Source organism: Streptomyces sp. cg35, from assembly GCF_050410835.1.
Lineage (GTDB): Bacteria > Actinomycetota > Actinomycetes > Streptomycetales > Streptomycetaceae > Streptomyces.
Genome location: NZ_CP191268.1, coordinates 63,312 through 85,479 on the forward strand (window position 1 = coordinate 63,312; position 22,168 = coordinate 85,479).

The window sequence follows — 22,168 nt, forward strand, 5'->3', positions numbered from 1 at the left end:
GGGGCGCCTACGCCCTCCCGGATCCATTCCCCCGACGAACGACACGACAGCCGCTCTCACCCACAGCATGCCGCCCAACTACCCGGGCAAGAGGACCCCATGACACCCGCTATCCGTACTGCCCGCGCCCTCATCGCCGCCGCCGTCCTCACCTGCGCCACCGGGGCCTACCTCGCCGCCACAGCCAGGGTGTGGTGGGCCATCGCCGCCGTGTACGTCGCAGCGCTGCTCGCCTACTGCGCTCAGCGATCCCGCGCGGATCACCGCCGGATCCTCGTCCAGCACGACAGAGCCCGGCGTATCGCCCTGGGCGAGCTGATCGATGACGGGCTCCCATGCTGCCAACTGTGGAACGTGTCCGACGGTGAGGTTCACGGGCCCGGATGTCTGAGCCCTCACGACCCGGACGCCGAACTGCAGAACGCCTGCTGCTCCGACGCGTTCGTCTCACGTGACAGGACCCACGATCCGAGGTGCCGGATGGCCTCGGCGAGGAGCAACGCCGCTTGACCGGCAGGATCCGGCTGGGCGCGAACATGGCGTAGAGCGCTGGACCGTTGTCTCGCCCGCGTCCGCGACGGCCTGCGCCCTCGTCGGCGCGGCCGACTCAGCGCTCCAGCGCTCTACGCCGTGTTCGAGGCTGCCGCGACGGCGACCGTGTACGCCCCGTAAGCACGCGCCGCGCACCTCTCAGCGCCGTCGCTCCTCGGGCCACGGTCGAAATCGACGCCGCCCGGCTTCCACCGCACGCTCGGTGAAGCGACGGCGTAGCCACCCCATCCAGAACGCCAGCGGCGTCACCACCAGGCCCAGCAGCAGCGACATCGGCCAACTGACGCCGTCACCCGAGTAGTGCATGACGAGCACGGCTACGGCGTAGACCGCCATGACGATCAGGGCATCCCGCGATCTCCTGGACAGGTTCATCCGGATCGGATACCCCCGCACCCGAAGATCACGACAGCTGACCGTCGGGCCCATCCGCGAAGCTTGCGTGAATTCAGGGCTCGGCGTCCGCGGCAAACCGGAACCGGCTGCCGACGGAGTCGAGTTCGGCCCACACCCCCCGTGACTGGACCCGAGCGAAAAGCTCACCCTCCACATCGACAGGTCGCCCGACAGCAGCGGGATGCTCGGTCCCAGGCATCGGGTTTCGCATGCGCGGCGCGCGTCCACGGAGCGCGGACGGTTCGCCCGATCAGCAAAAGGCTCGGAACGTCCCGTCCACGCACGCCAGTGGGGTCAGCTCAGCGTCTTGATCGCGGCAGCGTCGTACGGCTTCAGCTCGCCGAAGCGGTCGGCGAGCACCTTGGCCGCCCATTCGGGGTCCTGGAGCAGCGCGCGGCCGACGGCAACCATGTCGAACTCCTCCGCCTCCAGGCGGTCGAGGAGGTTGTCGATGCTCTTGACGGGAGAGCCCTCGCCCTGGAACGCGTTCACGAAGTCGCCGTCGAGGCCGACGGAGCCGACGCTGATGACCTGCTTGCCGGTGATCTTCTTCGTCCAGCCGGCCAGGTTCAGGTCCGAGTCCTCGAACTCCGGCAGCCAGTAGCGGCGGGTGGAGGCATGGAACACGTCGACGCCGGCCGCGGCGAGCGGGGTGAGGATGGCCTCCAGTTCCTCAGGGGTCTCGGCGAGCCGCGCGGTGTAGTCCTGCTGCTTCCACTGCGAGTAGCGGAAGAGGATCGGGAAGCCCGGGGAGACCTGCTCGCGGACCGCTGCAACGATCTCCGCGGCGAACTTCGTCCGTGCGACCGGATCGCCACCGTAGGCATCGGTGCGCCGGTTCGTGCCCTCCCACAGGAACTGGTCGACGAGATAGCCGTGTGCGCCGTGGAGCTCGACGCCGTCGAAGCCGATGCGCTCCGCGTCTGCGGCGGCCCGGGCGAACGCGGCGACAACGTCGTCCAGGTCCTTCTGGGTCATGGCCTTGCCCGTGGGCTCCGCGCCCGCGGTGACCAGGCCGGACGGTCCGACTGCGGGAGCCTCCGGGTAGGGGGCGTCGCCCTGGGCGCGCACCATGCCGATGTGCCACAGCTGCGGCACGATGGTGCCGCCGGCCGCATGGACGTCCTCTGCGATCTTCGCCCAGCCCGCCAGCTGGTCCTCACCGTGGAACCGCGGCACTCGGTCGCTCTGCCCGGCCGACTCGTGGCCGACATACGTTCCCTCTGTGACGATCAGCCCAACCCCCGCAGCGGCGCGGCGGGCGTAATAGGAGCGCACGTCATCACCGGGAACGCCGCCGGGCGAGAACATGCGCGTCATCGGCGCCATCACGATCCGGTTCGGGACGGTGAGGCCGTTGAGCGCGATCGGGCGGCCCAGTATCTGGGCCGCGCGGGAGGTCAGCGTGGTGCCGGTCACGTGGGGGGCTCCTCAGGATTCGCAGGGTAAACCGGTTGGTATGTGAGCATGCATTCTTACATTCTCTGAAGTAACGGCGTGCGCGGCGGCTGCATTCCTTGGACAGCACATCCAGGGTGAGATGCACGAACCCATAGGACACGGATCCATAGGACACGGACCCACAGGACACGGATCCACTGGACCACGCAGGCGCGTTCAACCGATGAGCCGCAGTTTCGTGGGGCACAGGCCGAGCCGGATCGTCTGGCCCCAGGTCAGCTCGATCGCGTCGCTCTCCATGCCGTCCCCGAAAGCGACGAGCCGCTCGGATTCCACGGTCACCGACAGTCGTGCGTCGGCCGTGAGTTCGCCCGCGTTCAGGTGCGTCCCCGTGACGGGTGACGGCCACGCCTCCCGTACGAACCAGGCGAGCCGGTCGTCCGTCGGCTCCGGCAGCCGTAGCTGCGTGGCACGCTCCTGCCACACCGAGCGCAGCCAGCCGGTCGCGCCCGTCCCCGTGCCGATCAGCACTCCGGAGGAGGCCTGGGCCTCGACGGTACCCCTGTCACCGTCGAGGCCCAGGCGGTAGCGGGCGGTGCGGTGGCCGGCCGCACCGACGTAGATCTCGTTGAGTGCCACCAGGCGCTGGGTGTCGTCGGTGACGGCCTCGACCATCGTCAGCTCGTCCGCACCGGTCGTCGGGGTGAAGGCTGCGGGCAGCAGCCGGGCCACGTCGTCCGGGCGGTGACGCACCAGGACGCCCGGGTTGCGGCCGGGATCGGTGTCGACTCCGAGTACCGGCTGGGCCCCGACGTACTGCGCGGTGTTGGCCACGAGCCCGTCCTGTCCGACCACCACCACGGCATCCTCGGGGCCGAACAGGAACCGGTCCAGATCCGCCCGCTCCACCTGCGCGCGCCGCCAGTTCAGCGGGACCGCGGCCGACACCTGCGCGAGCGCTTGTCGCGCCCGATGGTGCCGTTCGACGACCTCGTCGATGGACCGACCGCGTGAGGAGAGGAAGAAGGCAGCCTGCCCGTGGGTGCCGTGCCGGGCGACCAGCTCCTCGTACTCCGTGGTGCGGTGAACGATGACGGCGCGGGGCGCGAGGGTCATGCCCCCGGCTCCTGGTGCGCGCCGAGCCGCGCGAGCAGCCCGGTCAGCACGTCCGGGGAGACGGTCACGCTGTCGATGCGGGGCAGGTTCTCGGCGAGACGGGTGCCGGTCAGGGCGTGCAGGGTCGCCACGTCGACGTCGCCGTGCACCCGCAGCCAGGCCGCCTGCGCCTGAGCTCGGGCCTCGCCGACCTCGCGGGCGCCCTCCGCCTCCGCCCGGGCGAGCCGGACGGCCCGGTCGGCCTCCGCGCCGACCCGTACCGCGTCGGCGGCCGCCTTCTCCTCGGCCTCGCGCCGGCTGTTGGCGCCGCGCTGCTCGACCAACTGCTCCTCGCGCCGGGCCAGTTCGATCTGGCTGGCCAGTTCGTTCTCGGCGATGGTGCGCTCACGCTCCACGGCGACCGCGCGCCGCTCGTACGTGGCGCGGTCCGCCTCCTGCTGGATGAGCTCCCGGGCCGGGGTGCGCAGTGCGCGCTCCACCTCCGGTTCAGGGCGCACCGCCATCACGCGGACGGCGACGATCTCGATGCCGGTGGCGGGCAGTCGCGGCTCCTCGCCCAGGCCCTGGGTGATGCGCTCGCGCACCGCGGGCACACCGTCGGCGAGGGCCGCGGCCAGCGGGGTGCGGGCGAGCACTTCAAGGGCGTGCTGCTGGGCGCTCTCGGTCAGGAGGGTGGCGAGCTGCTCCAGCGGGGCGCCGCGCCACACGCCCGTGTCGGGGTCGACGGAGAAGTCGAGCCGCTCGGCCGCGACAGCCGGATCCGCGATCCGGTACGTGACCGTGGCCTGCACGGCGACATCCTGGAAATCGGCGGTACGAGCGTGGAAGGTCATCGCCAGTTCCCGGTCGTCCACCGGCACTTCCGACAGCGCGGCCGTGAGGGGCCGGAACCAGAAGCTCAGCCCCGAGCCGTCGTGGGCGAGCTTCCCTGAACGGTGGTGCCGTACGTGGGACGTGGGCGCCGTCCGCAGATGGCGCCAGCCGAAGCGCTTGGTGATGTCGGCCATGAGAACCCCCTTGATTTGAGTCATTAGGACTCTAAATAGAGAGATGCTTGTCGTCAAGGGGACGAAAAAACAGGGTCAGTCAGCGAGGCGTCTCAGGACAGCGGCGAGAGCCCGTCCGGTCGCACCCCGACCGACACGCAGGGAGGCGGCCAGCCGTTTTGCTGACCTCAAGGATCAGGCGGCTGCCCAGACTCGGGGAGCCGCCCGTCTACCGCTTCCGGCTTGCTCGTCCTTGGTGGCCGCCCTGGACTTCGGGCCCACGGCCACCCTCACGCGTCACACCTCAGACCGGACCGGGCACACCCTTGTACTTGGTGGCCTGGCAGGCAATGCGGTTGATGCCCTTGAAGCGGACGCAGACCTTGGTGTCGGTGTCCATGTCGAAACTCGACCAGGTGTAGGAGATCGTCTTGCCGACGCGCTTGGCCGTGGACGGGCTGCCGTAGTTGTGACCGTTGAGGGTCAGGTAGACCGCGCGGCTCTTCACAGACTTGGGCGGGTTCGACCAGAAGCCCGTCGCACTGTTGCCTCCGTTGTGCCCGACGAGCCGGATGCAGACCTGAGGCCCGGAGAAGTGGTGGGTACAAGCGCTACTGTCAGCTGCGGCCGGGGACGCGGTCGTGATGACGCTCGCGCACATCACGGCGGCGACGGCGGCAGCGGTTCGGATCATCTTCATGATCAACCAACCGGGGTGTGCGCGACCCGGGCACGAGAGATCACCCCCAAGAGGGGAAGGCGGCCAGCCCACGGGACACCAGGCCTCGCAGGTCAGTCGCCCACGGCAAGTCAGAATCCACGTCCTCGATCGGCTTCATGAAGTCGGTGACGGTCGCGCGGGGAACATCGCTGGTTCGCGGTGCTCAACGTGTACATGTCCCCCGCCCGGTGCAACCCACGCGCATTCGGCGACAGACCCGAACCGACAGACCCGGACCGGCGGACTGGCCCCTGGCGTGCCCTCGTTCGCGCCCAACTCCCCCGCGCCCTCACCGCCGCAGAATCCGGTCGGAGCCGCTCGCCCTCTACGCCTGCCGTCTGTCAGCAATCTTGTCGAGTTCACGCATCGCCTCGGCATGAGCACTCATCCGCAGACTCACACTGCCGCTGACGAAGAGCGCGACACCAGCAATCGACACCGGCACGGACAGCCCCAACACACCGAGGGCCTCAGGCCAGTCGCGCTCGTTCTGACACCAATCCCCGCGCTGCAGACCATTGTTGGCCGTACCGCGTTCGGTCAGCAGCCGCGATTCGCACTCCGCCGGATAGTGGTCGTCGGGCTGCCTGTCGACCTCGTACGGCGTGAGCAGCAACAGGGCACACCATGCCCATTGCAGCGCTGCCACCACCAGCAAGCCGACGCCCCAGGCACGTATCCGCCCATTCCTGTCCCTGAAGTCAAGGTCGTACTCGCGTGATCGCATGGCGAAAGAACCTAGCAGCGGCGCTCACCCGTGAGCGCATCCGCTGCGGCCAGCGCGTGGTACAGGCTTTGTCGACAGGGTTGCTGTTGCTATGTGCAGACGGCTCGGAGGGCGCAAGTCAGCTGAAGCCGAGCTCTGTGAAGGCGCAACCCCGCGTTCGGGATAGGGCAGTGCCCGGCGGCGAGATGGATCGGCCCGCGCGGGATCGTAAGGTGCTGAAGCATCTGACGGCGCCCTTCGCATCGGAGGTCGTTCCACAGTTGTTCAGTACGAGCACGCCGCCAGCGCAGGCAGCATGCAGCGCCTCGCACCGGGCGCACTGGCTCTGCGTCACACTAGTTGAGCAGCACAGCGCGGTCCCGTAGCGGTCCTGTAGATGAGCAGGTGCCCTCGGTGCCGGCGCGCACACCACACAGGACCGCTGATCATGGCAGTCGGGGCAGGACCTCCTTGCTTCCGTCAGGGCAAGTGCTGCTGGGCGAAGAAGTCCCACATGAGGGAGCTCATGTTCGGGCCCAGCGGGTCCGCGAACGGGCCGGTGCCGCCGCCGGGCCACTTGTGCTCCAGCCCCTCCACGTCGTACTTCTCGATCAGCGGTTGACCGCCGCCGCGCGCCGTGTACCGAGTGCGGGTGTAGGGGCGCTCCCCCGGCGCATCCACCCGCTCGGTGGTCTCGGGCATGTCGTCCACATCCCCGTCGAGCCTGCCGTCGGGGGCCAGGTCGTCGACGGCGGCCCACTGCGATGCCAGGCGATTGGCCATCCACGGCGGCACTGTCGAGTCGGCGTCGCCCTGTTCGATGAGTATCGGCACCTGCCGGGCACGCGAACCCATCTCGGCATGAGCCAGCTTCGCGGTGTCCACCGGGCTGACCTTGTCCGGGTCGGGCTTGACCTTGTCGAAGGCGTACTCCCCACCGGCCAGCGAGGCCGCCGACGCGTACACGTCCGGGTAGGTCACCGCCATGACGACCGAGAGACCGGCGCCCGAGGAGGCTCCGACCACGTGAACGCGCTGGGCGTCGGCGCGGTAGCGCTCCACCACCGCCTGGGTGGCGCCCGCGATCAAGGAGGGCTCACCGCTGCCCCGGTGCTGGTGCCTCGGCTGAATCGCGTTCCAGCAGCGCCCCAGATTGCGCAGCGGGTCCTGCGACGGATAGACGACGATGAACTCCTTGGTGTCGGCCACCTGGTTGAACCGAGTCATGTCCTTCATCGAGTTGCCGCCGAAGCCGGTCATATCGCAGCCGTGCAGCGCCACCACCACCGGCAGCTTCTTGTCCGGCCGGTAGCCGGGCGGCAGGTGTACCTCGTACTCCACCCTCCCCGCGGCATTGGCGTAGACGCCGCGCTCGTCGTGTCCCGCGGCAGCGAACGACGTGTCCGTCAGGAGTGGCAGCGCCATTCCCATCGCCGCCGCGACGACCAGCGCACGCCGGAACCTCTCTCCCATCACAGGCCTCCCGTGGATGTGATCAGATGCCGCACATCCTGAGTCCCCGGCTCTGTCACCAGCCAGGGGCACGCGCCCAACGGCGGCCGCCGGATCCTGTGACGCCTCACCTTGCCGTCGGACGGCGGCCTCCACCGATCCCCCGCGGACAGGCCGCGGACTGAGACATCAGTCAGGGCAACCACATCGGGCTCGATGCCCCTGCATCGACGGGCCAGAGATGCCATCGCGCATCCGCAGGGCCCAGACAGGGACGTTTACGGCGTTGATCATCCATCCGGTAATACAGCTCAGAGCGGCTCTCCCTGTAACAAGATCGGACAGAAGTTACTTGTCCGTATGCCGTGACTTCCCTAGCACTTGGCAGTAGAACTCGTTCCCGTTCGTCCGAACGTGAGGGAGATCACATGACGACAAATGGCCAGCCCAAGAACAGACCTGACGGGATATCACGTCGAAGACTCATCGTTGGAACGGGTTCCATAATCGGAGCCTCCGCGTTGATCGGGCAGAGCTCCGCGGCGTACGCGCGCCCGATGGCCGCCGCGGACATCCCCAGCGGAGCCAACGTTCCGGTCCTCGTCATCGGCACCGGCTACGGCGGTGCGGTGGCGGCGCTGCGTCTCGCCCAGGCGGGCATCGACGTCCACATGGTGGAGCTGGGGCAGGACTGGGTCACGCCCGGTCCCGACGGCTTGATCCATCCGAAGGTCACCAGCCCCGACTACCGGTCGTTCTGGATGCGCACCAAGACGAAGGCGCCGCTCAGCAACTTCCTCGGCTTCCCGATCGACAAGAACGTGCCGAAGTACGCGGGCATCCTGGACGCGGAGGACTTCGCGGGGATCACCGTCTACCAAGGGCGCGGCGTGGGAGGCGGCTCCCTCGTCAACGGCGGCATGGCCGTCACGCCCAAGCGCCAGAACTTCGCCGGGGTCCTGCCCACGGTCAACGCGGACGAGATGTACAACACGTACTACCCGCGGGCCAACTCCGGGCTCGGCGTCGGCCTGATCGACCCGGCCTGGTTCGAGCGGACCTCGTACTACCAGTACTCGCGCGTGGGGCGTAAGCACGCCCAACGCTCCGGCTTCGCCTGGACGTTCGTCCCCGACGTGTACGACTGGAACTACATGGTCGCCGAGGACAACGGCACCGTGCCCAAGTCGGCACTCGCTCAGGAAATCCTCTACGGCAACAACTACGGCAAGAAGACACTGGCCAAGACGTACCTCGCCCAGGCCAAGGCGACGGGCAAGGTGACGATTTCACCGCTGCACGAGGTCACCTCGGTCCAACCGGCTTCGAGCGGCGGCTACACGGTCACCATCAGACAGCTCAACACCGCGGGCGACACCGTGGCCACCAAGACGGTGACGTCGGGGAAGGTGTTCTTCGCCGCCGGCAGTGTCGGCACCAGCAAGCTGCTGGTGAAGCTCAAGTCCACCGGCGCGCTGCCGAACCTCAACAACGAGGTCGGAAAGGGCTGGGGCGACAACGGCAACGTCATGTGCGGCCGGGCCAACCACCTGTGGGACCCCACCGGTGACGTCCAGTCGACCATCCCCTGCTCCGGCATCGACAACTGGGACGCCGGAGGCGCGTTCGCCGAGGTCGCCCCGCTGCCGACCGGCATCGAGACCTTCGCGTCCTTCTACCTGTCCATCACGAAGAACACGCATCGCGCCGAGTTCTCGTACAACGCCTCGACGGGCAAGGTCGACCTGTCCTGGCAGACCGCCTGGAAACAGGACTCCATCAACATGGCGAAGAGCATCTTCGACAAGATCAACAAGAAGGAGGGGACGATCTACCGGTCCGATCTCTTCGGATCCAACAAGATCTGGGGCGACCATCTCACCTACCACCCCCTGGGCGGTGCGGTCCTCGACAAGGCCACGGACAACTACGGCCGCCTGCAGGGCTACAACGGCCTGTACGTCATCGACGGTGCCCTCATCCCCGGCAACACGACCGTGAACCCGTTCGTCACCATCACCGCGCTCGCCGAACGCAACATCGAGAGGATCATCGCGACCGACCTGTGACACCGCGTCCTGTTCAGTTCCTCAGCACTTGATGTTCGTGGCCACGAACGCACGCAGCACACCTCAGCACCGACAAGGACGAGAACAGCCCCAGCCCGCACCGTTCCCTGTGTCGCCACCTGCTTCCCCGTACGAGTGATCGCGCACCGCCGCTTCCCGCCCGGCGGGAGCTTTCGGCGGCGCCACGCGAGTCATCGTCTCCCAGGTCAGACACCTCTTCGGACAGCGGTTCTCGGCGCAGCGAACAGGCTCTCCTCAAGCCGCCACGCGTGCCGTCCCCTCCGACGCGGCCCGGTCGGCCACCACACGCCGGCGACGCACCGGAATGCCCATCGTCGGGTTGGCGACACCCCAGGCCGCACCCTTGCAGACCAACTCCTTGTAGCGCGCCGCGAAGCGGCCGGTCAGAGCGCGGTCCACGGAACGGTCGTCGGCGGTGACGAACTGGATCAAGCCCTCCTTGCGGCCGAGCGAGATGCACTGGTTGAAGTAGCGCAGCGGGGCGTTCGGCAGCTTGCCTCCGGTCAGACGGGCCGCGATGGAGTCGGCGGCCTGCCAGGCCATGGGAGTGCCCGAGGCGCAGGACATGCGCAGGGGCTTGTCGCCTGCGCCCAGAGCGTGGCCGGAGTCGCCGATCGCGTACACGTCCGGGTGGGAGACCGAGCGCATCGTCTCGTCGACCACGATCCGGCCGGTGTCCGCCAGTTCCAGGCTGGTGGCTTCGGCCAGTGGGTGGACCGCGAAGCCCGTGGTCCAGACGGTGACGGCGGCCGGGACGGTCCTGCCGTCCGCGGTCGTGACCCGGTCCGCCTCGACCGCGGTCACCTCGGCGTTCTCGTGCACGGTGATACCGAGCCCGTCGGTGACCTTGCGCAGGTGCGCGCGGCCCTTCGGGGAGAGCCAGTCGCCGAGGTCGCCGCGCGCGGCGAGCGCGATGTCGAGGTCCGGGCGGGTCTCGGCCACCTCCGTGGCGAACTCCAGGCCGGTCAGGCCACCGCCCACGACGAGGACCGTCTCGCCCTCGGTGAGACCGGCCAGGCGCTCGCGCAGCCGGAGCGCGCCGGGGCGGCTCGCGATCTCATGGGCGTGCTCGGCGACGCCCGGGACACCGTTGTCGTTCCCGCCGCTGCCGAGGGCGTAGACGAGGGTGTCGTACGGCAGCTGTGCCGAGCCGTCGGCGCTGTCGACGGCGACCGTCTTGCGGTCCACGTCGATCGACGTGACCTTCGCGAGCTTCAGCTCGACTCCCGTGCCCGCGAACATCTCGCGCAGCGGGCGCGGCGTCAGGTCCTGGCCCACGGCCAGCTGGTGCATCCGGACCCGCTCGACGAAGTCGGGTTCGGCGTTGACGAGGGTGATGGAGACGTCCTCGCGGCGGAGCCGCTTGGCGAGCCGGCCGGCCGCGATCGCTCCGGAGTAGCCGGCGCCGAGGACGATGATGCGGTGCTGCATGTTCCTGCTCCTGTCTGCGCGGTTCCGGCGCCTTCTGGCCCGGTCACGCCCCTTGAACCGGGCAGCCCGCTGATTCCTGACAGGAGAGGAGTGTGACCTGCGTCACAAGGTGGATCAGAGGGCCTCGGTCAGGACCGGAGCACCGAAATCGCCCGCCGCCCAGCGCTCCGTCGCGCGCTCCAGCTTGTCCGGGTTGACCTGGCTGCGGATCGCGACGATGCCCTCCGGTGTCTGCTCCAGGCACATGACGCCGAAGACCCGGCCGTCGACCACCGCGACGATCGCGGGGCCGCCGTTGGCGGTGGTGGCGTAGAGGTCGGGCGAACCGCCGACCAGATCCCGCTTGGCCTTGGCAGGCTTGAACATCCCGCGCAGGAACTTCGCCACGGCAAGTGCGCCCTCGAAGGCGCTGGCCCGGGCCGGCACCTTTCCGCCGCCGTCGCCGACCGCGATGGCGTCCGAGGTCAGCAGCTTGATCAGCGGCTGCGTCTCGCCGCTGGTCGCCGCAGCGAGGAACTCCTCGACGACACGGCGCACAGCCGCCTCGTCGATGTCGGCCCGTGCCCCGCCGGAAGCCGCTCCACCAGCAGCACCCCCTCCGGATGCCGCCCGCGCTCTGCCCTCCGCCACATGCTTCTTCGCGCGATGGAGGATCTGCTGGCTGGCCGCCTCGCTGAGGTCCAGGATGTCGGCGATCTCCCGGTGGGAGTACGCAAACGCCTCGCGCAGCACGTACACCGCGCGCTCGTTGGGCGAGAGGCGCTCGAGCAGGACCAGCACGGCGTACGACACCGAGTCACGCTGCTCGGCCGTCTCCGCCGGGCCCAGCATCGGGTCGCCTTCGAGCAGCGGCTCGGGCAGCCACTGGCCGACGTAGGTCTCGCGGCGTGCACGGGCCGAAGTGAGCTGGTTGAGGCACAGGTTGGTGAGCACCTTGGTCAGCCAGGCCTCGGGCACTTCGATGCGCTCGACATCGGCGGCCTGCCAGCGCAGATAGGTCTCCTGTGCTGCGTCCTCCGCCTCGCTCGCCGAGCCGAGCATGCGGTAGGCGATGGCCTCGAGACGCGGCCTGGCCGCCTCGAACCGGTCCACGTCACTCAGGGTCAGGGCCATGCCCCGGATCCTAACCGTCGGGGTGCTCGCTTTCACGGCCACACCGGAAGGGGCCATCAGGGCCGCGAGCCCCGCCGGGCGGGCATGGCTCAGACCAGGGCGTTCTTGTAGAAGATGCTGGAGCGGCGGTCGCCCTCCAGGCCGGTGGCGAAGCCGATGAAAAGGCGGGCCTCGCCGGCGTCGGTGCGGTAGACCGCCAGGCCCTCGGGCTCGCGGTGGTGGAGGGTGGAGCCTGCCTTGGTGAGGACGGGGCCCTGCTTCACGGCGCCCGTGTTGATGTCGACGCTGGTGACGTAAGTGTTGCCGTCGCCAGTGGGGGTCCCGTCGCCGGGGTAGGCGTCACCCGTCAGGTAGTACATGTACGAGCCGTACAGCGTGTAGCCCTGCGCAGTGCCGGAGATCGTCGGCTGCTTGAAGTCGACGAGCGGTGTGCCGAAGGTGCGTGCCTGGAAGGCGGAGAGCGGATACACGGCGATCCGCTTGCCGGCGCTGGTGTGGTACCGGACGATCACGCGCTCGTAGACCGGGTCGACGGAGCAGGTGTACTCGCTGGCCCCGGAGATCGGCCGGAAGGCGGCCGATGCGGCCGGCGAGTTCAGCGTGGTGTCGGCGGTGTAGCGGATGGGGGCGAGCGCGGTGCCGAACCCGCCGGTGTTCGTGGCGCACTCGATCCACAGCTCGGTGCCGGAACCATCCGGCAGCGCGGCGAAAGCGACCCCGTGGCCGAAGCCGTTGAGGTGCATGTACGAGATGTAGTTCCCGTCGAAGTCCATCTTGTTGATGCACAGGTCACCGGCGGACTCGGCGCTTCCGTCCCGCTTGGTCGCCACGAACAGGAACTTGTTCACCCAGTCGAAGGCGAAGCTCTGCTGGACCCGCGGACCGTGCAGGTCCTTGGACCGGAACAGGTCGTACGACGGCTGCGTGAGATCGAACCGCTTGGTGGCTGCCACGGCGGCGGAGGCGGTCTGCGCGCCGGCACCGAGCCCGAGCGCGGCGAGGGAGACGCCGGCGCCGGTGCGTATGAGGCCGCGCCGGGAGAGAGAAGGGCCAGGGTTGCGGTTCATGAGGGACTCCAGAGGCATGGAGTGAAGGAAAGGGACACGTGATGCTATCCGCCGCAGGAGGGAGGACGGAGTGCCGTGCCCCAGCGCGCAGTTGAGCGTCGGATCGCCGCTCGGCCGAGCACGAAGTGGAGTCGCCCGAAGCCGCTCCGGCCCGCCGGCGGTGAGCGCGGCGACACCCACAACCACGTCCGCGAGACCCACGCCGTGACACACGCCCTGACGAGAATCCCCCTTGCTGAAGCAGCACGCCGCAGCGCCCAGGACCGACCGCGACGAAGTGCGTCACGCCCGCATCCAATTGTCAGCCAGCACTGGAAGAAGTACGCAGGAGTCACCGGGCCGTGACCCCGCTCAGTGACTTCTGCGTACCAGCCGAACATGCGCTATCGCACTGTTTCTGCCTGTTCGAGCGGAGATCGACCGATCCGGCTGACGCACAGAGAGTGAGGCTCTAGGGTCAACTCATGGACGGTGAACACTGGTTGGCGTCCTGCCACCCCACGCCCGACGCGGCCTACACCCAGTGGGAACAACCCCCGCACCTCGCCGAGATCCCCCTGGGCCGGAGATTCGACGCGCTGCGTCTGCCCCAGATGCTGGGCCTCACGCTCCTCTGGGAGCTCGCCCGGGACCGAAGCCGCATCCCCGTCCTCGAAGAGCACGCACGCCCCAAGCCCTGGATCTACGTGCTGGCCGAGCCCGGCACGGCCGAGGCCTGGGGCACCCGCCGCCGGCAGTCGGGAGCCACGATCCTGAGTGCGGGCGACACACTGACCGTCCCGTCCCCGCTCGCGGACGCCATCACCGGCGTGCAGCGGCACCACCGGTACATGTGGCGGACCGCGCCGAACGGCGCGGGGACCCTCGCCGCGTCCGACGACCTGGCCACCGCGCTCGATCGCGCGCTGGATCCGGACCGGCAGGCCGAACGGATACGCGCCGCACGCGCCGTCTTCTTCAAGGGCCGCCACCGGACAGACTGAACGGCTCCTCACATCAGCGCCGTCAAGAGTGCCGCGCGCCGGGTTCAGCAAACACTCAGCGGTTCCGCAGCCGAGGGCGAAGGCCCACCGTCGGCTGCTTCCTGATAATGCTTCGGCCGTGAGCTCCGTCCGGGGAGTGCCCGTCGCGGTCCCGTCTCGGGTTCCTCGCAGCCCCTGCCCGGCCGCGCCTTCCCTGCACATAGGGTGGAGCCGGTAAGTCCGCCAGCGCGAGAGGTCTGTAATGCCCGAGCTCCCCTCGGATCCCGCCGTCGCACAGTTCGGCCCCCAGGGGCTGCGCCGTATCAGCGTGCCCGCCTCGTACGGAACCGTGCCGGCCTCGGCCCGTACCCATCTCGCGCAGGTCGGTGTGCCGCTGCACGTCGGCCCGTACTTCATCGCGGCGGACGACACCGACGGACCCACCCTCGGGATGTACACCGGTCACCGCGGCGTCGCTCTCCAGGGCGACTGGGCGGAGTGGGTGCGCATCGGCACCGACCGCCTGGCGAGCTTGTGTGTCCGTACCGACGGCTCGGTGCAGGCCCTCTTCCTCGGCCGTGACGAGGCCGCGCTGTTCGTCAACTCGGACATCGCCGCCTTCACGCACTGTGCGGCCGTCCTGGATCGCGCCCTCCCGGTGATTGCCGCATCAGACGGGCTCCAGTCCGCCGCCGAGGCGTTCACCGCGCTGGTCCAGGAGATCCGGCAGGTCGACCCGGAGGCCGTCGCCGATCGGGAGAACTGGTGGCCGCGGGTGCTCGACGACGTCCGTCACACCCTCAACTTCCCGTTCTCGTCGGCTTTCGAGTACGTCGGCAAGGACGGCACGAAGCAGATCGTCACCGCCCAGACCGGCCCTGGCCGCATGCACCCCGAGGAGCAGCTGTGGCAGCAGCTCTCCTCCGCCGGGGTGGAGCCCGAGCAGGTCCGCCGCGTCTACTGCGAACTCCAGCCGTGCATGATGCCGGGTCACTACTGCGCCGCCTGGCTCCAAGTCGTGCTCCCGCACGCCGAGTTCACACACAGCTTCGACTACGGCGACACCGCGGAGTCACGCGAGGAAGGCCTCAAGGAACTCATCACGCACGCCGCGCAGCAGGCCCAGCAGTGATGCGCCGCCCGGGTGCCGCAGGAATGGAGATGGGTTGATGACCGCCGACCCCGCCACGGGCTGGCCCCGACCCGCATCCGGGCGGGAGCCCGCCGCGGCCGCCCTGCTCGCCTGGCTCGCTGACCCCCACGCCCCCGGTCTCGCCGTGGTCACCGGCGCCGAGGGCAGCGGTAAGTCGCGGCTCCTCTCATGGCTGATCGGTCACGGAACACAGCCCGGCACTGCCGAGGAACGTCGCGTTCACGGCTTCGTACCGCTGCCCGGCCAGACTGCGACCACGGCTGCCTGGATGCTCGGCGAGCAGTTGTCGATCGCCGCTTCCTCCCCCGGCGACCTGCTGGCCGCGATTGCCGCCGACCGGCGCCGCACCGTCATCGCGCTGCCCGACCTGCACTCCGCCGAAGAGCCGAACTCTCTCGTCGAACTCGTCCTGGATCTGGCCTCGTTGGAGCATGTCCGTGTCCTGGTCGAGGTCCGCTCCGGTACGGAATGGGCGCAGGCGCTCACCGCCGGACCCTGCGCCCGCATGGACCTGGACGAGCCCCAGTGGACCGACGAAGCCCGCCGCGAGTCCTGGGAGGCGGCGCACCCCGTCGGCCCGGCCGGGCTCGCGGAGCAGGACCCGGAGTCGATTGAACCGTTCGACCTGGATGATCCCGTCTCGGTCTGCGCCGCCGACCCCTGGAGTGTGACCACCGCGTACGAACGCTCCGAGGAGAGCCACGGCGGACTGCGCGCCGCCTGGCTCCGGGCCGGCGCCTCTCTGACCCGCGAGCAGCCGGCTGCCGAACGTGCCCTGGTTCTCCTCGCCGCTCTTGGTGACGCCGGTGATCCGCGCCTGCCCGCTGCCCTCAACTCGGCCGCCCGAGAAGCTTCCTGGACCGTCGTGTGGCATCGGGTGCGCGGCGACGTCACCCCGCCGTGGCCCGGCCCGGTCCGATCCCTGGCAGCCGGTACCGGCCCGCTGGCGGGGCAACTCGTCGCCGCTGACCACCAGGGGACCGTGCGCGTCCTCGATGCGGAGAGCGCCGGTTCCGCCGGTCGCCTCCCGCATTCCGCGCACGGCGCCCGTGCCACTGCCGTGCACGGCGACGGCACTGTCAGCGTCCTCGACGAACACGGCCTCCTGCACACCCAGCGCGCCGCCGAGTCCGCACAGCCCAAGGGGCTAGCCGCCCTCCTCGACGACGGTCCCTCCGGGCATGAGCAAGTCCTCGAAGCCGTACAGGACTACACGCAGCGTCAGCAGGAGACGGTCACAGCGGTCAGCACAGCAGGGGACCACGTGATCCTCGGTGACGCCGCAGGCACCGTGCACGCGGTGACCGTCGGCACCGAGCCGCGCACCGCCGCTCTGCACCGGGGGCAGGTCACCGCGGTCGCCGGAACCGCCCTGCCCGTCTCTTCGGAGGGCGACACCGTCACCCTGCTGTACACGGGTGGCGCCGACGGCACCGTACGCGCATGGGCCCCCCACACCGACCCGATGTCCGAGCCGGTGGCCGCCCGCGACTGTGCTGTCAACGCGGTCGCGGTGGCGACGACCGAGGCCGGGCTCGTCCTCGCGATCGCCTGGGCCGACGGCCTGGTGGAACAACGCGCCCTGGACGACGACCGGTTGCGTACCTTCCGTCCCGGCGGCCAGGCTCACGCCCTCGCCTTCACGGCGGAAGGGGACTTGGTGGTGGGGACGGACGAGGCGCTCGTGCGGTTGCGGGGTCGGTGACGACGACCGGGCGGTGAGCGGCGGGGACCTCCAGGGCGTCGATCACTGAGGTACGCGCCAAAGGGCGACCAGCAATGCGTCTGGCGGTTGCATTTCGTTGCATTCCGCTTCTCCGCGCCCTCTCGGTCAACTCCGCCGCCATCAGCGCCAGATGGGACTCTTGTCACAGATCCGTGACGCGTCCGGGTTCCCCTTGTGCACCTGACAACCCGTCCAGCTAGCCTGGGGCAGAAGATCTTGTAGTTCATGGGGACGGAGCACGCGGCCATGGGTCTGGTACTGCCCAGCGTCATCGACGAGGCACTCGACCTCATCGGGGTCAGCTGGCCCAACGTCGACGAGGACGACTACTTCGAAATGGCGACGTCCATGCGGGACTTCGCCGAGGAGTTCGAGGGGCGCGGCGGTGATGCGGACAAGGCCGTGACCCGCATCCTCAACTCCTCCGAGGGCTGGGCTGTCGAGTCCATGCAGAAGCACTGGTCGCACGTGAAGACCGGTCACCTGGACAAGATCCCCGAAGTGGCAAGGCTGTTCGCGGACGCCTGCGACGGGGTCGGCGAGATCATCCGCGGCCTGAAGGTCAAAGCCGGTGTCGAGCTCGGCATTCTCGCGGGCACCATCGTCGCCGAACTCGCCGCCGCTCCCTTCACCTTGGGTATCTCCGCCGCGGTCGCCGCCGGTGAGATCACGCTGATGCGCACCATCGTGAAGCGGCTCATCGACGAGGCGGTCGATCAGATCGTCGACGCGCTCATCACGAAGGTCACCGAGCCCGTCACCGGCAAACTCGCCGAGCTCGTCTCGGACATGACCCTCGACCTCGCCGAGGGAGCCTTCAACCCCGGGGACAAGCCGGGCGGCATGACACTGGCCTCCGCGGGCGACAGCGACAGCGGCGGCTCCGGGAGCGCGGGTAAGAAGACGGTCATCGACCACTTCGAGTTCGAGGACGGCGCCGGCAAGGTCTCCCGCCACGGCAGCGACATGAGCAGCCAGTCCGGGATCCACCTCAGCAAGTCGAAGACCTCCTTCGGCAAGACCAAGGGCAAGGACCCCTTCACCGAGGTCTTCGACGGCATCCTCGAGGGCGCCATCGACGGGATGGAAAAGGCCACGAAGAAGGTCGCCGACCACGTCACGGACACGGTTCCGGACCGTGTGAAGGCTGCCTCCCGGCATCAGAAGCGCAAGGACTACGACGTCCGCGACGAGGCCGACAAGGTCGACGTCAAGAAGGTCAAGCGTGACGGGGGCACGCCCATGTACCTTCTCAGCGACGACGGTTCGATCCGCCAGCTGCATCACAACGGGACCACCAGTCCCGTCCCCCACAACGACTCCTCCGGAGTGAACGACGTACTCGGCGACAAGGCCTGGTACCCGTGGAACAACAAGGGGGACAAGCAGCGCAAGGACAAGCCCGGCAAGGGAAGCGTCGGCTCCACGAAGGTCGCGCCCGGCTCCACCGACCTGGCCCGCGCCACCCAGCTCGGGCGCTTCGCCAACCGCACCGAGCGCCCCGGCTCCTACATCCCCGGCGGCAACTACGCTTCAGCGCTGCACGACGACGGCAAGGGGAACCGTTTCATCTTGGTCGGCGCCAGCGGTAAGGCACACTCGGAACGTTCCATCGGACACCCGCTGATCAAGAAGGGCCACGAGGGCAACGTCGGCGAGCTCTACACGGAACGTGAGCCGTGCCAGAAGAATCCCAAGTGCGACAAGTATCTCGCGAGGGAATTCCCTGACAATCTCGACGTCACCCACAGCCAGAAGTACGACCAGTCCGAGAAGGGGCCGGACGGCAAGGAGCTCTCCGGTTACAAGAAGGACAGGGAGCACCGCGCCTACGTCAAGTGGCTGCACGACCAGTGGGACCAGCACGGTGTCGAGGGCGGGCGCACTGATACGGTGATGAACTTCTCGCCCTCGGACAACAAGTTCGTTCCATAAGAGGGCGGGCCCGCCGGCGGGAAGGAATCGGGGTCGCCAAGGGCGTCTCGATCCGCAACGCTGTTGTTGTGACCGCTTTTATCAACTGAGAGTCCCACGGCGCCTGTGCCGCCGCCGAGTTCGGAGTTTTGGCAGTGCTTTTCGACGTCACCCGCAGCGAGCTCGTCGACATCTTCGGCGAGGACCGGCTCGCGAGTTTGCCCGCCGACGCTTTCCCGCCCACCGCCGCGGACACCGAGGGCGCCCGCCTCCTGCAGACCGTCGGCGTCCCCACCGGGACGCTCCTGCTGCGTCAGCCCGACGAGGACGACGGCCGGCTGCCCCTCGTCCAGAACGTCGTCCGGATCGAGGACTTCGAGGACGCCGCGGAAGGCGCGGGTGACTGGCCCGTCATCGGCTGGCTGCTCAACGCCCACCTCGCCCTCGACCCGGGTTCCGGCGCGGTGCACGCCTTCGACGAGGACGAGGAGACCGCGCAGGAACTCCACGCGGACGTCTCCTCCCTCGTCCAGGTCACCGCCAGGCTCCAGCGCCTGCTCGAGGAGTTCACCTTCAGCGGCGGCGAGGACGAGGAAGAAGCCGACTTCGAGCGCCTGGAAGGCGAGGTCGAGCGCATCCGCGAGGAGACGAGCGACATCGACCCGCTCCCCTTCCAGGACGACGAGACCGTCTGGTCGACGGTCAGCGAAGAGATCGCCGCGGGCCAGCGCTTCCAGGGCGACAGCCCGGGCGCCCGCTCGCTCTACGGCTGATCGTTCTCCGATGTCGCCCGTGCACCGCGCGGTCTGCGCCGTGCACGGGCCTCTTTCCTGCGGACCCGTCTTCTCCTGAACCTGTCCGACGAACTCCCCACGCCGCATGCGCCCCGGCCCAGTAGGCGCGTGGCCTGCACGCCGCTCCATTGATGGGGCGCCGGTGGCAGATCAGAGCTGCCGCGACGCCGACGAGTAGCCACGGCCATAGGCCCGGGCCGGGGAGATGGGACAGTCTCCCCCGCTAACTCCCGGTACCAGCGGCGGAACAAGCCGTCCGGGCTCTCCCCGCGAGCCCGGGGCAGACCTCACGCGGGCGCTCATCGCCACCCTCATGAATCGCGGACGCTGTCCGCGGGTGCGGGGCCCGTCTCGTGTGCGTCGTACAGGGTGCGCAGCGCCACCGTCAGCCGGCGCGCCGCGTCCTCGTCGAGCGGGGCGAGGAACGCCGCTTCGGCCTCGATGCGGGCCTGTTCGGCTTCACGCAGGCAGACGGTGCCGGTCTCGGTGAGTGTCACCACGTTCCGGCGGCGGTCCCGGTCGCTGCGACGGCGCTCGACGAGGCCCTTGCCCTCCAGGCCGTCGATGACGGCGACCATCGTCGTGCGGTCCAGGCCGATCGCCGACGCCAGCTCGTTCTGCGACCGCTCGGCACCGTCGGCTGCGATCACTGAGAGCACGCCCAGTTCCTTGGGGTGCACGTCGTACGGGGCCAGCGCCTCGCCCATCAGGTCGGCCAGCCGCAGAAACGCGTGCTTCATCAGGTAGCCGAGCCGATGCGTGAGCACGTCGGCCAATCCGACTTCGTCCGTCATGCCCGATAGCGTATCCTGTTCCTGATAATCAGCTGCACTGACGATTCCTCGCACATCCGAAGGCGACGCGAATCGCTCGGCGCACGCACCGCAGACAGACCTTCACGCCCAGGCTCACCCCCGGGTACGCGGTCACCTCACCGGGACAGCGACGTCCCGGCCCACATCCCCGCAGGAACGCACTGTGCGCGCGGCTCGTCCCGCCGCAGCACGGCGCCCGGCTCCGGGCCGCCGCGCACAGCGCACCGCACAACTCTCGGCAAGGAAGAGACGTCCTCCGTATGAGCGACTCCATAACCACCGGCGCCAACCGGACGGCGCCGGGCTCCGGCTCCCCCGACGCGCTCGAGGCACCCGACCCCCGGCGCTGGTGGGGTCTGGTCATCATCGCCCTGGCCCAGCTCATGGTGGTGCTCGACGCGACCATCGTGAACATCGCGCTGCCGTCCGCCCAGACCGACCTGGGCATGTCGGACGGCAACCGTCAGTGGGTCATCACCGCCTACACCCTGGCCTTCGGCGGTCTGCTGCTGCTCGGCGGCCGCGTGGCCGACCTCGTCGGCCGCAAGCGCACCTTCATGATCGGCCTGGTCGGCTTCGCCCTCGCGTCCGCGGTCGGCGGTGCCGCGACGGGCTCCGGCATGCTCTTCGCCGCCCGCGCGGCGCAGGGCGTCTTCGGCGCGCTCCTCGCTCCGTCCGCGCTGTCCCTGATGACGACGACGTTCACGGACCCGCGCGAGCGCGGCAAGGCGTTCGGCATCTACGGCGCGCTGGCCGGCGCCGGTGGCGCCGTCGGCCTGCTGCTCGGCGGCGTGCTCACCTCGTACCTGAACTGGCGCTGGTGCCTGTACGTCAACATCCCGATCGCGATCGTCGCGGTCATCGGCGCCAGGATCCTGCTGCACGACCGTCCGGGCCACAAGGACGTCAAGCTCGACGTGCCCGGCGTGATCCTCGGCTGCGGCGGCCTGGTCGCCATCGTCTACGGCTTCTCCGAGGCCGAGCCGCGCGGCTGGAGCGACTCGCTGGTCGTCTCGCTGCTGGTCGGTGGCGTCGCGGCGCTGCTGGCGTTCGTCCTGTGGCAGGCCCGGGCGAAGTCGCCGCTGCTGCCGCTGCACATCCTGCGTGACCGCAACCGCGCCGGCTGCTTCCTCACCATGGGCCTCGCCACGATCGGCATGTTCGGCCTGTTCCTGTTCATGACGTACTACCTGCAGGGCATCCTCGGGTACTCCCCCGTCAAGACGGGCCTGGCGTTCCTGCCGATGTCGGTCGCGATCATCATCGGTTCGACGCAGATCTCGGCCCGTCTGCTGCCCCGCGTCCCGGCCCGCGCCCTGATGGTGCCCGGCATGCTGCTCGCCGCGTGCGGTCTGTTGATCCTGACGCAGCTCGGCGTCGACTCGGCCTACGCGACGCACGTCCTGCCGGCCGAGCTGATCATGGGCCTCGGCATGGGTCTCACCTTCATGCCGGTCTTCTCCACCGCCACGCACGGCGTGCGCCCGCAGGACGCGGGCGTCACCTCGGCCATGGTCAACACCTCGCAGCAGGTGGGCGGTTCGCTGGGCACGGCCCTGCTGAACACCATCGCGACCTCGGCCACGTCGACGTACATCGCGGGCCACCTGACCGACCCGTCGAAGAAGGCCCAGGTCGTCGCGGAAGGCGTGGTCCACGGCTACACCCACGCGATCGGCTACGCGGTCGCCGCGATGCTGCTCGCCGGCTGTGCGGCGGCTCTCCTGGTCAACGCCAAGCCGGTCCGCCACGGCTCGCACTGACACCCACCGA

General features: G+C 69.2%; 19 protein-coding genes. 8 read left to right on the forward strand and 11 right to left on the reverse strand.

Annotated elements, in window-relative coordinates:
* Positions 1–99 precede the first annotated feature (99 nt).
* Positions 100–510 carry a hypothetical protein gene (locus ACQUQD_RS00325; RefSeq protein ID WP_428949845.1) on the forward strand — a complete coding sequence of 137 codons (411 nt, stop codon included), beginning with the start codon at positions 100–102 and terminating at the stop codon, positions 508–510.
* A gap of 180 nt (positions 511–690) precedes the next feature.
* Here the strand turns inward: ACQUQD_RS00325 and ACQUQD_RS00330 are convergent, their stop codons facing one another.
* The 7 genes from ACQUQD_RS00330 to ACQUQD_RS00360 all read right to left on the reverse strand — a co-directional run bounded on the left by ACQUQD_RS00330 (position 691) and on the right by ACQUQD_RS00360 (position 7,351).
* On the reverse strand, positions 691–981 hold the full coding sequence (locus ACQUQD_RS00330) for a hypothetical protein (protein WP_428949846.1): 291 nt from the start codon (positions 979–981) through the stop codon (positions 691–693).
* A gap of 261 nt (positions 982–1,242) precedes the next feature.
* On the reverse strand, positions 1,243–2,367 hold the full coding sequence (locus tag ACQUQD_RS00335; RefSeq protein ID WP_428949847.1) for an NADH:flavin oxidoreductase: 1,125 nt from the start codon (positions 2,365–2,367) through the stop codon (positions 1,243–1,245).
* A 198-nt stretch (positions 2,368–2,565) separates the two neighbouring features.
* Positions 2,566–3,465: a hypothetical protein gene (locus ACQUQD_RS00340; RefSeq protein WP_428949848.1), complete on the reverse strand. Its 900-nt coding sequence runs from the start codon at positions 3,463–3,465 to the stop codon at positions 2,566–2,568.
* Positions 3,462–4,472: an SPFH domain-containing protein gene (locus tag ACQUQD_RS00345; RefSeq protein ID WP_428949849.1), complete on the reverse strand. Its 1,011-nt coding sequence runs from the start codon at positions 4,470–4,472 to the stop codon at positions 3,462–3,464. The genes ACQUQD_RS00340 and ACQUQD_RS00345 overlap by 4 nt, the downstream gene beginning before the upstream one ends.
* A 283-nt stretch (positions 4,473–4,755) precedes the next feature.
* Positions 4,756–5,145: a hypothetical protein gene (locus tag ACQUQD_RS00350; RefSeq protein ID WP_428949850.1), complete on the reverse strand. Its 390-nt coding sequence runs from the start codon at positions 5,143–5,145 to the stop codon at positions 4,756–4,758.
* A 352-nt stretch (positions 5,146–5,497) separates the two neighbouring features.
* Positions 5,498–5,899, reverse strand: coding sequence for a hypothetical protein (locus ACQUQD_RS00355; RefSeq protein WP_428949851.1), 402 nt, complete (start codon positions 5,897–5,899; stop codon positions 5,498–5,500).
* A gap of 459 nt (positions 5,900–6,358) precedes the next feature.
* Positions 6,359–7,351, reverse strand: coding sequence for an extracellular catalytic domain type 1 short-chain-length polyhydroxyalkanoate depolymerase (locus ACQUQD_RS00360; RefSeq protein WP_428949852.1), 993 nt, complete (start codon positions 7,349–7,351; stop codon positions 6,359–6,361).
* Positions 7,352–7,758: 407 nt separating this feature from the next.
* On the opposite strand from ACQUQD_RS00360, the gene ACQUQD_RS00365 reads away from it, so the two are divergent.
* Positions 7,759–9,399: a GMC oxidoreductase gene (locus ACQUQD_RS00365; RefSeq protein ID WP_428949853.1), complete on the forward strand. Its 1,641-nt coding sequence runs from the start codon at positions 7,759–7,761 to the stop codon at positions 9,397–9,399.
* 255 nt (positions 9,400–9,654) lie between these two features.
* On the opposite strand, the gene ACQUQD_RS00370 is transcribed toward ACQUQD_RS00365, so the two are convergent.
* From ACQUQD_RS00370 to ACQUQD_RS00380, 3 genes are all read right to left on the reverse strand, one after another.
* The gene (locus tag ACQUQD_RS00370) at positions 9,655–10,851 is read right to left on the reverse strand and encodes an NAD(P)/FAD-dependent oxidoreductase (protein WP_428949854.1); all 1,197 of its coding nucleotides are present in this window, start codon (positions 10,849–10,851) and stop codon (positions 9,655–9,657) included.
* A gap of 114 nt (positions 10,852–10,965) precedes the next feature.
* Complete coding sequence (locus ACQUQD_RS00375; RefSeq protein WP_428949855.1) at positions 10,966–11,964, reverse strand: sigma-70 family RNA polymerase sigma factor; 999 nt, start codon at positions 11,962–11,964, stop codon at positions 10,966–10,968.
* A gap of 89 nt (positions 11,965–12,053) precedes the next feature.
* On the reverse strand, positions 12,054–13,031 hold the full coding sequence (locus tag ACQUQD_RS00380) for a teichoic acid biosynthesis protein C (protein WP_428949856.1): 978 nt from the start codon (positions 13,029–13,031) through the stop codon (positions 12,054–12,056).
* A gap of 464 nt (positions 13,032–13,495) precedes the next feature.
* Between ACQUQD_RS00380 and ACQUQD_RS00385 the strand changes: the two genes are divergently transcribed.
* From ACQUQD_RS00385 to ACQUQD_RS00405, 5 genes are all read left to right on the forward strand, one after another.
* On the forward strand, positions 13,496–14,014 hold the full coding sequence (locus ACQUQD_RS00385; RefSeq protein ID WP_428949857.1) for a hypothetical protein: 519 nt from the start codon (positions 13,496–13,498) through the stop codon (positions 14,012–14,014).
* 241 nt (positions 14,015–14,255) lie between these two features.
* Positions 14,256–15,125, forward strand: a complete 870-nt coding sequence (locus ACQUQD_RS00390; protein ID WP_428949858.1) for a nucleic acid/nucleotide deaminase domain-containing protein — start codon at positions 14,256–14,258, stop codon at positions 15,123–15,125.
* A 37-nt stretch (positions 15,126–15,162) separates the two neighbouring features.
* Positions 15,163–16,851 (forward strand): WD40 repeat domain-containing protein, encoded by a 1,689-nt coding sequence (locus tag ACQUQD_RS00395; protein WP_428949859.1) that lies wholly within the window; start codon positions 15,163–15,165, stop codon positions 16,849–16,851.
* A gap of 246 nt (positions 16,852–17,097) precedes the next feature.
* The gene (locus ACQUQD_RS00400) at positions 17,098–18,807 is read left to right on the forward strand and encodes a nucleic acid/nucleotide deaminase domain-containing protein (RefSeq protein ID WP_428949860.1); all 1,710 of its coding nucleotides are present in this window, start codon (positions 17,098–17,100) and stop codon (positions 18,805–18,807) included.
* 134 nt (positions 18,808–18,941) lie between these two features.
* Entirely contained in the window at positions 18,942–19,559 is a 618-nt protein-coding gene (locus ACQUQD_RS00405) for an SUKH-4 family immunity protein (RefSeq protein WP_428949861.1), read from the forward strand.
* 332 nt (positions 19,560–19,891) lie between these two features.
* Here the strand turns inward: ACQUQD_RS00405 and ACQUQD_RS00410 are convergent, their stop codons facing one another.
* Positions 19,892–20,374: a MarR family winged helix-turn-helix transcriptional regulator gene (locus tag ACQUQD_RS00410; protein ID WP_428949862.1), complete on the reverse strand. Its 483-nt coding sequence runs from the start codon at positions 20,372–20,374 to the stop codon at positions 19,892–19,894.
* Positions 20,375–20,655: 281 nt separating this feature from the next.
* On the opposite strand from ACQUQD_RS00410, the gene ACQUQD_RS00415 reads away from it, so the two are divergent.
* Positions 20,656–22,158, forward strand: coding sequence for an MFS transporter (locus tag ACQUQD_RS00415; protein WP_428949863.1), 1,503 nt, complete (start codon positions 20,656–20,658; stop codon positions 22,156–22,158).
* Positions 22,159–22,168 lie beyond the last annotated feature (10 nt).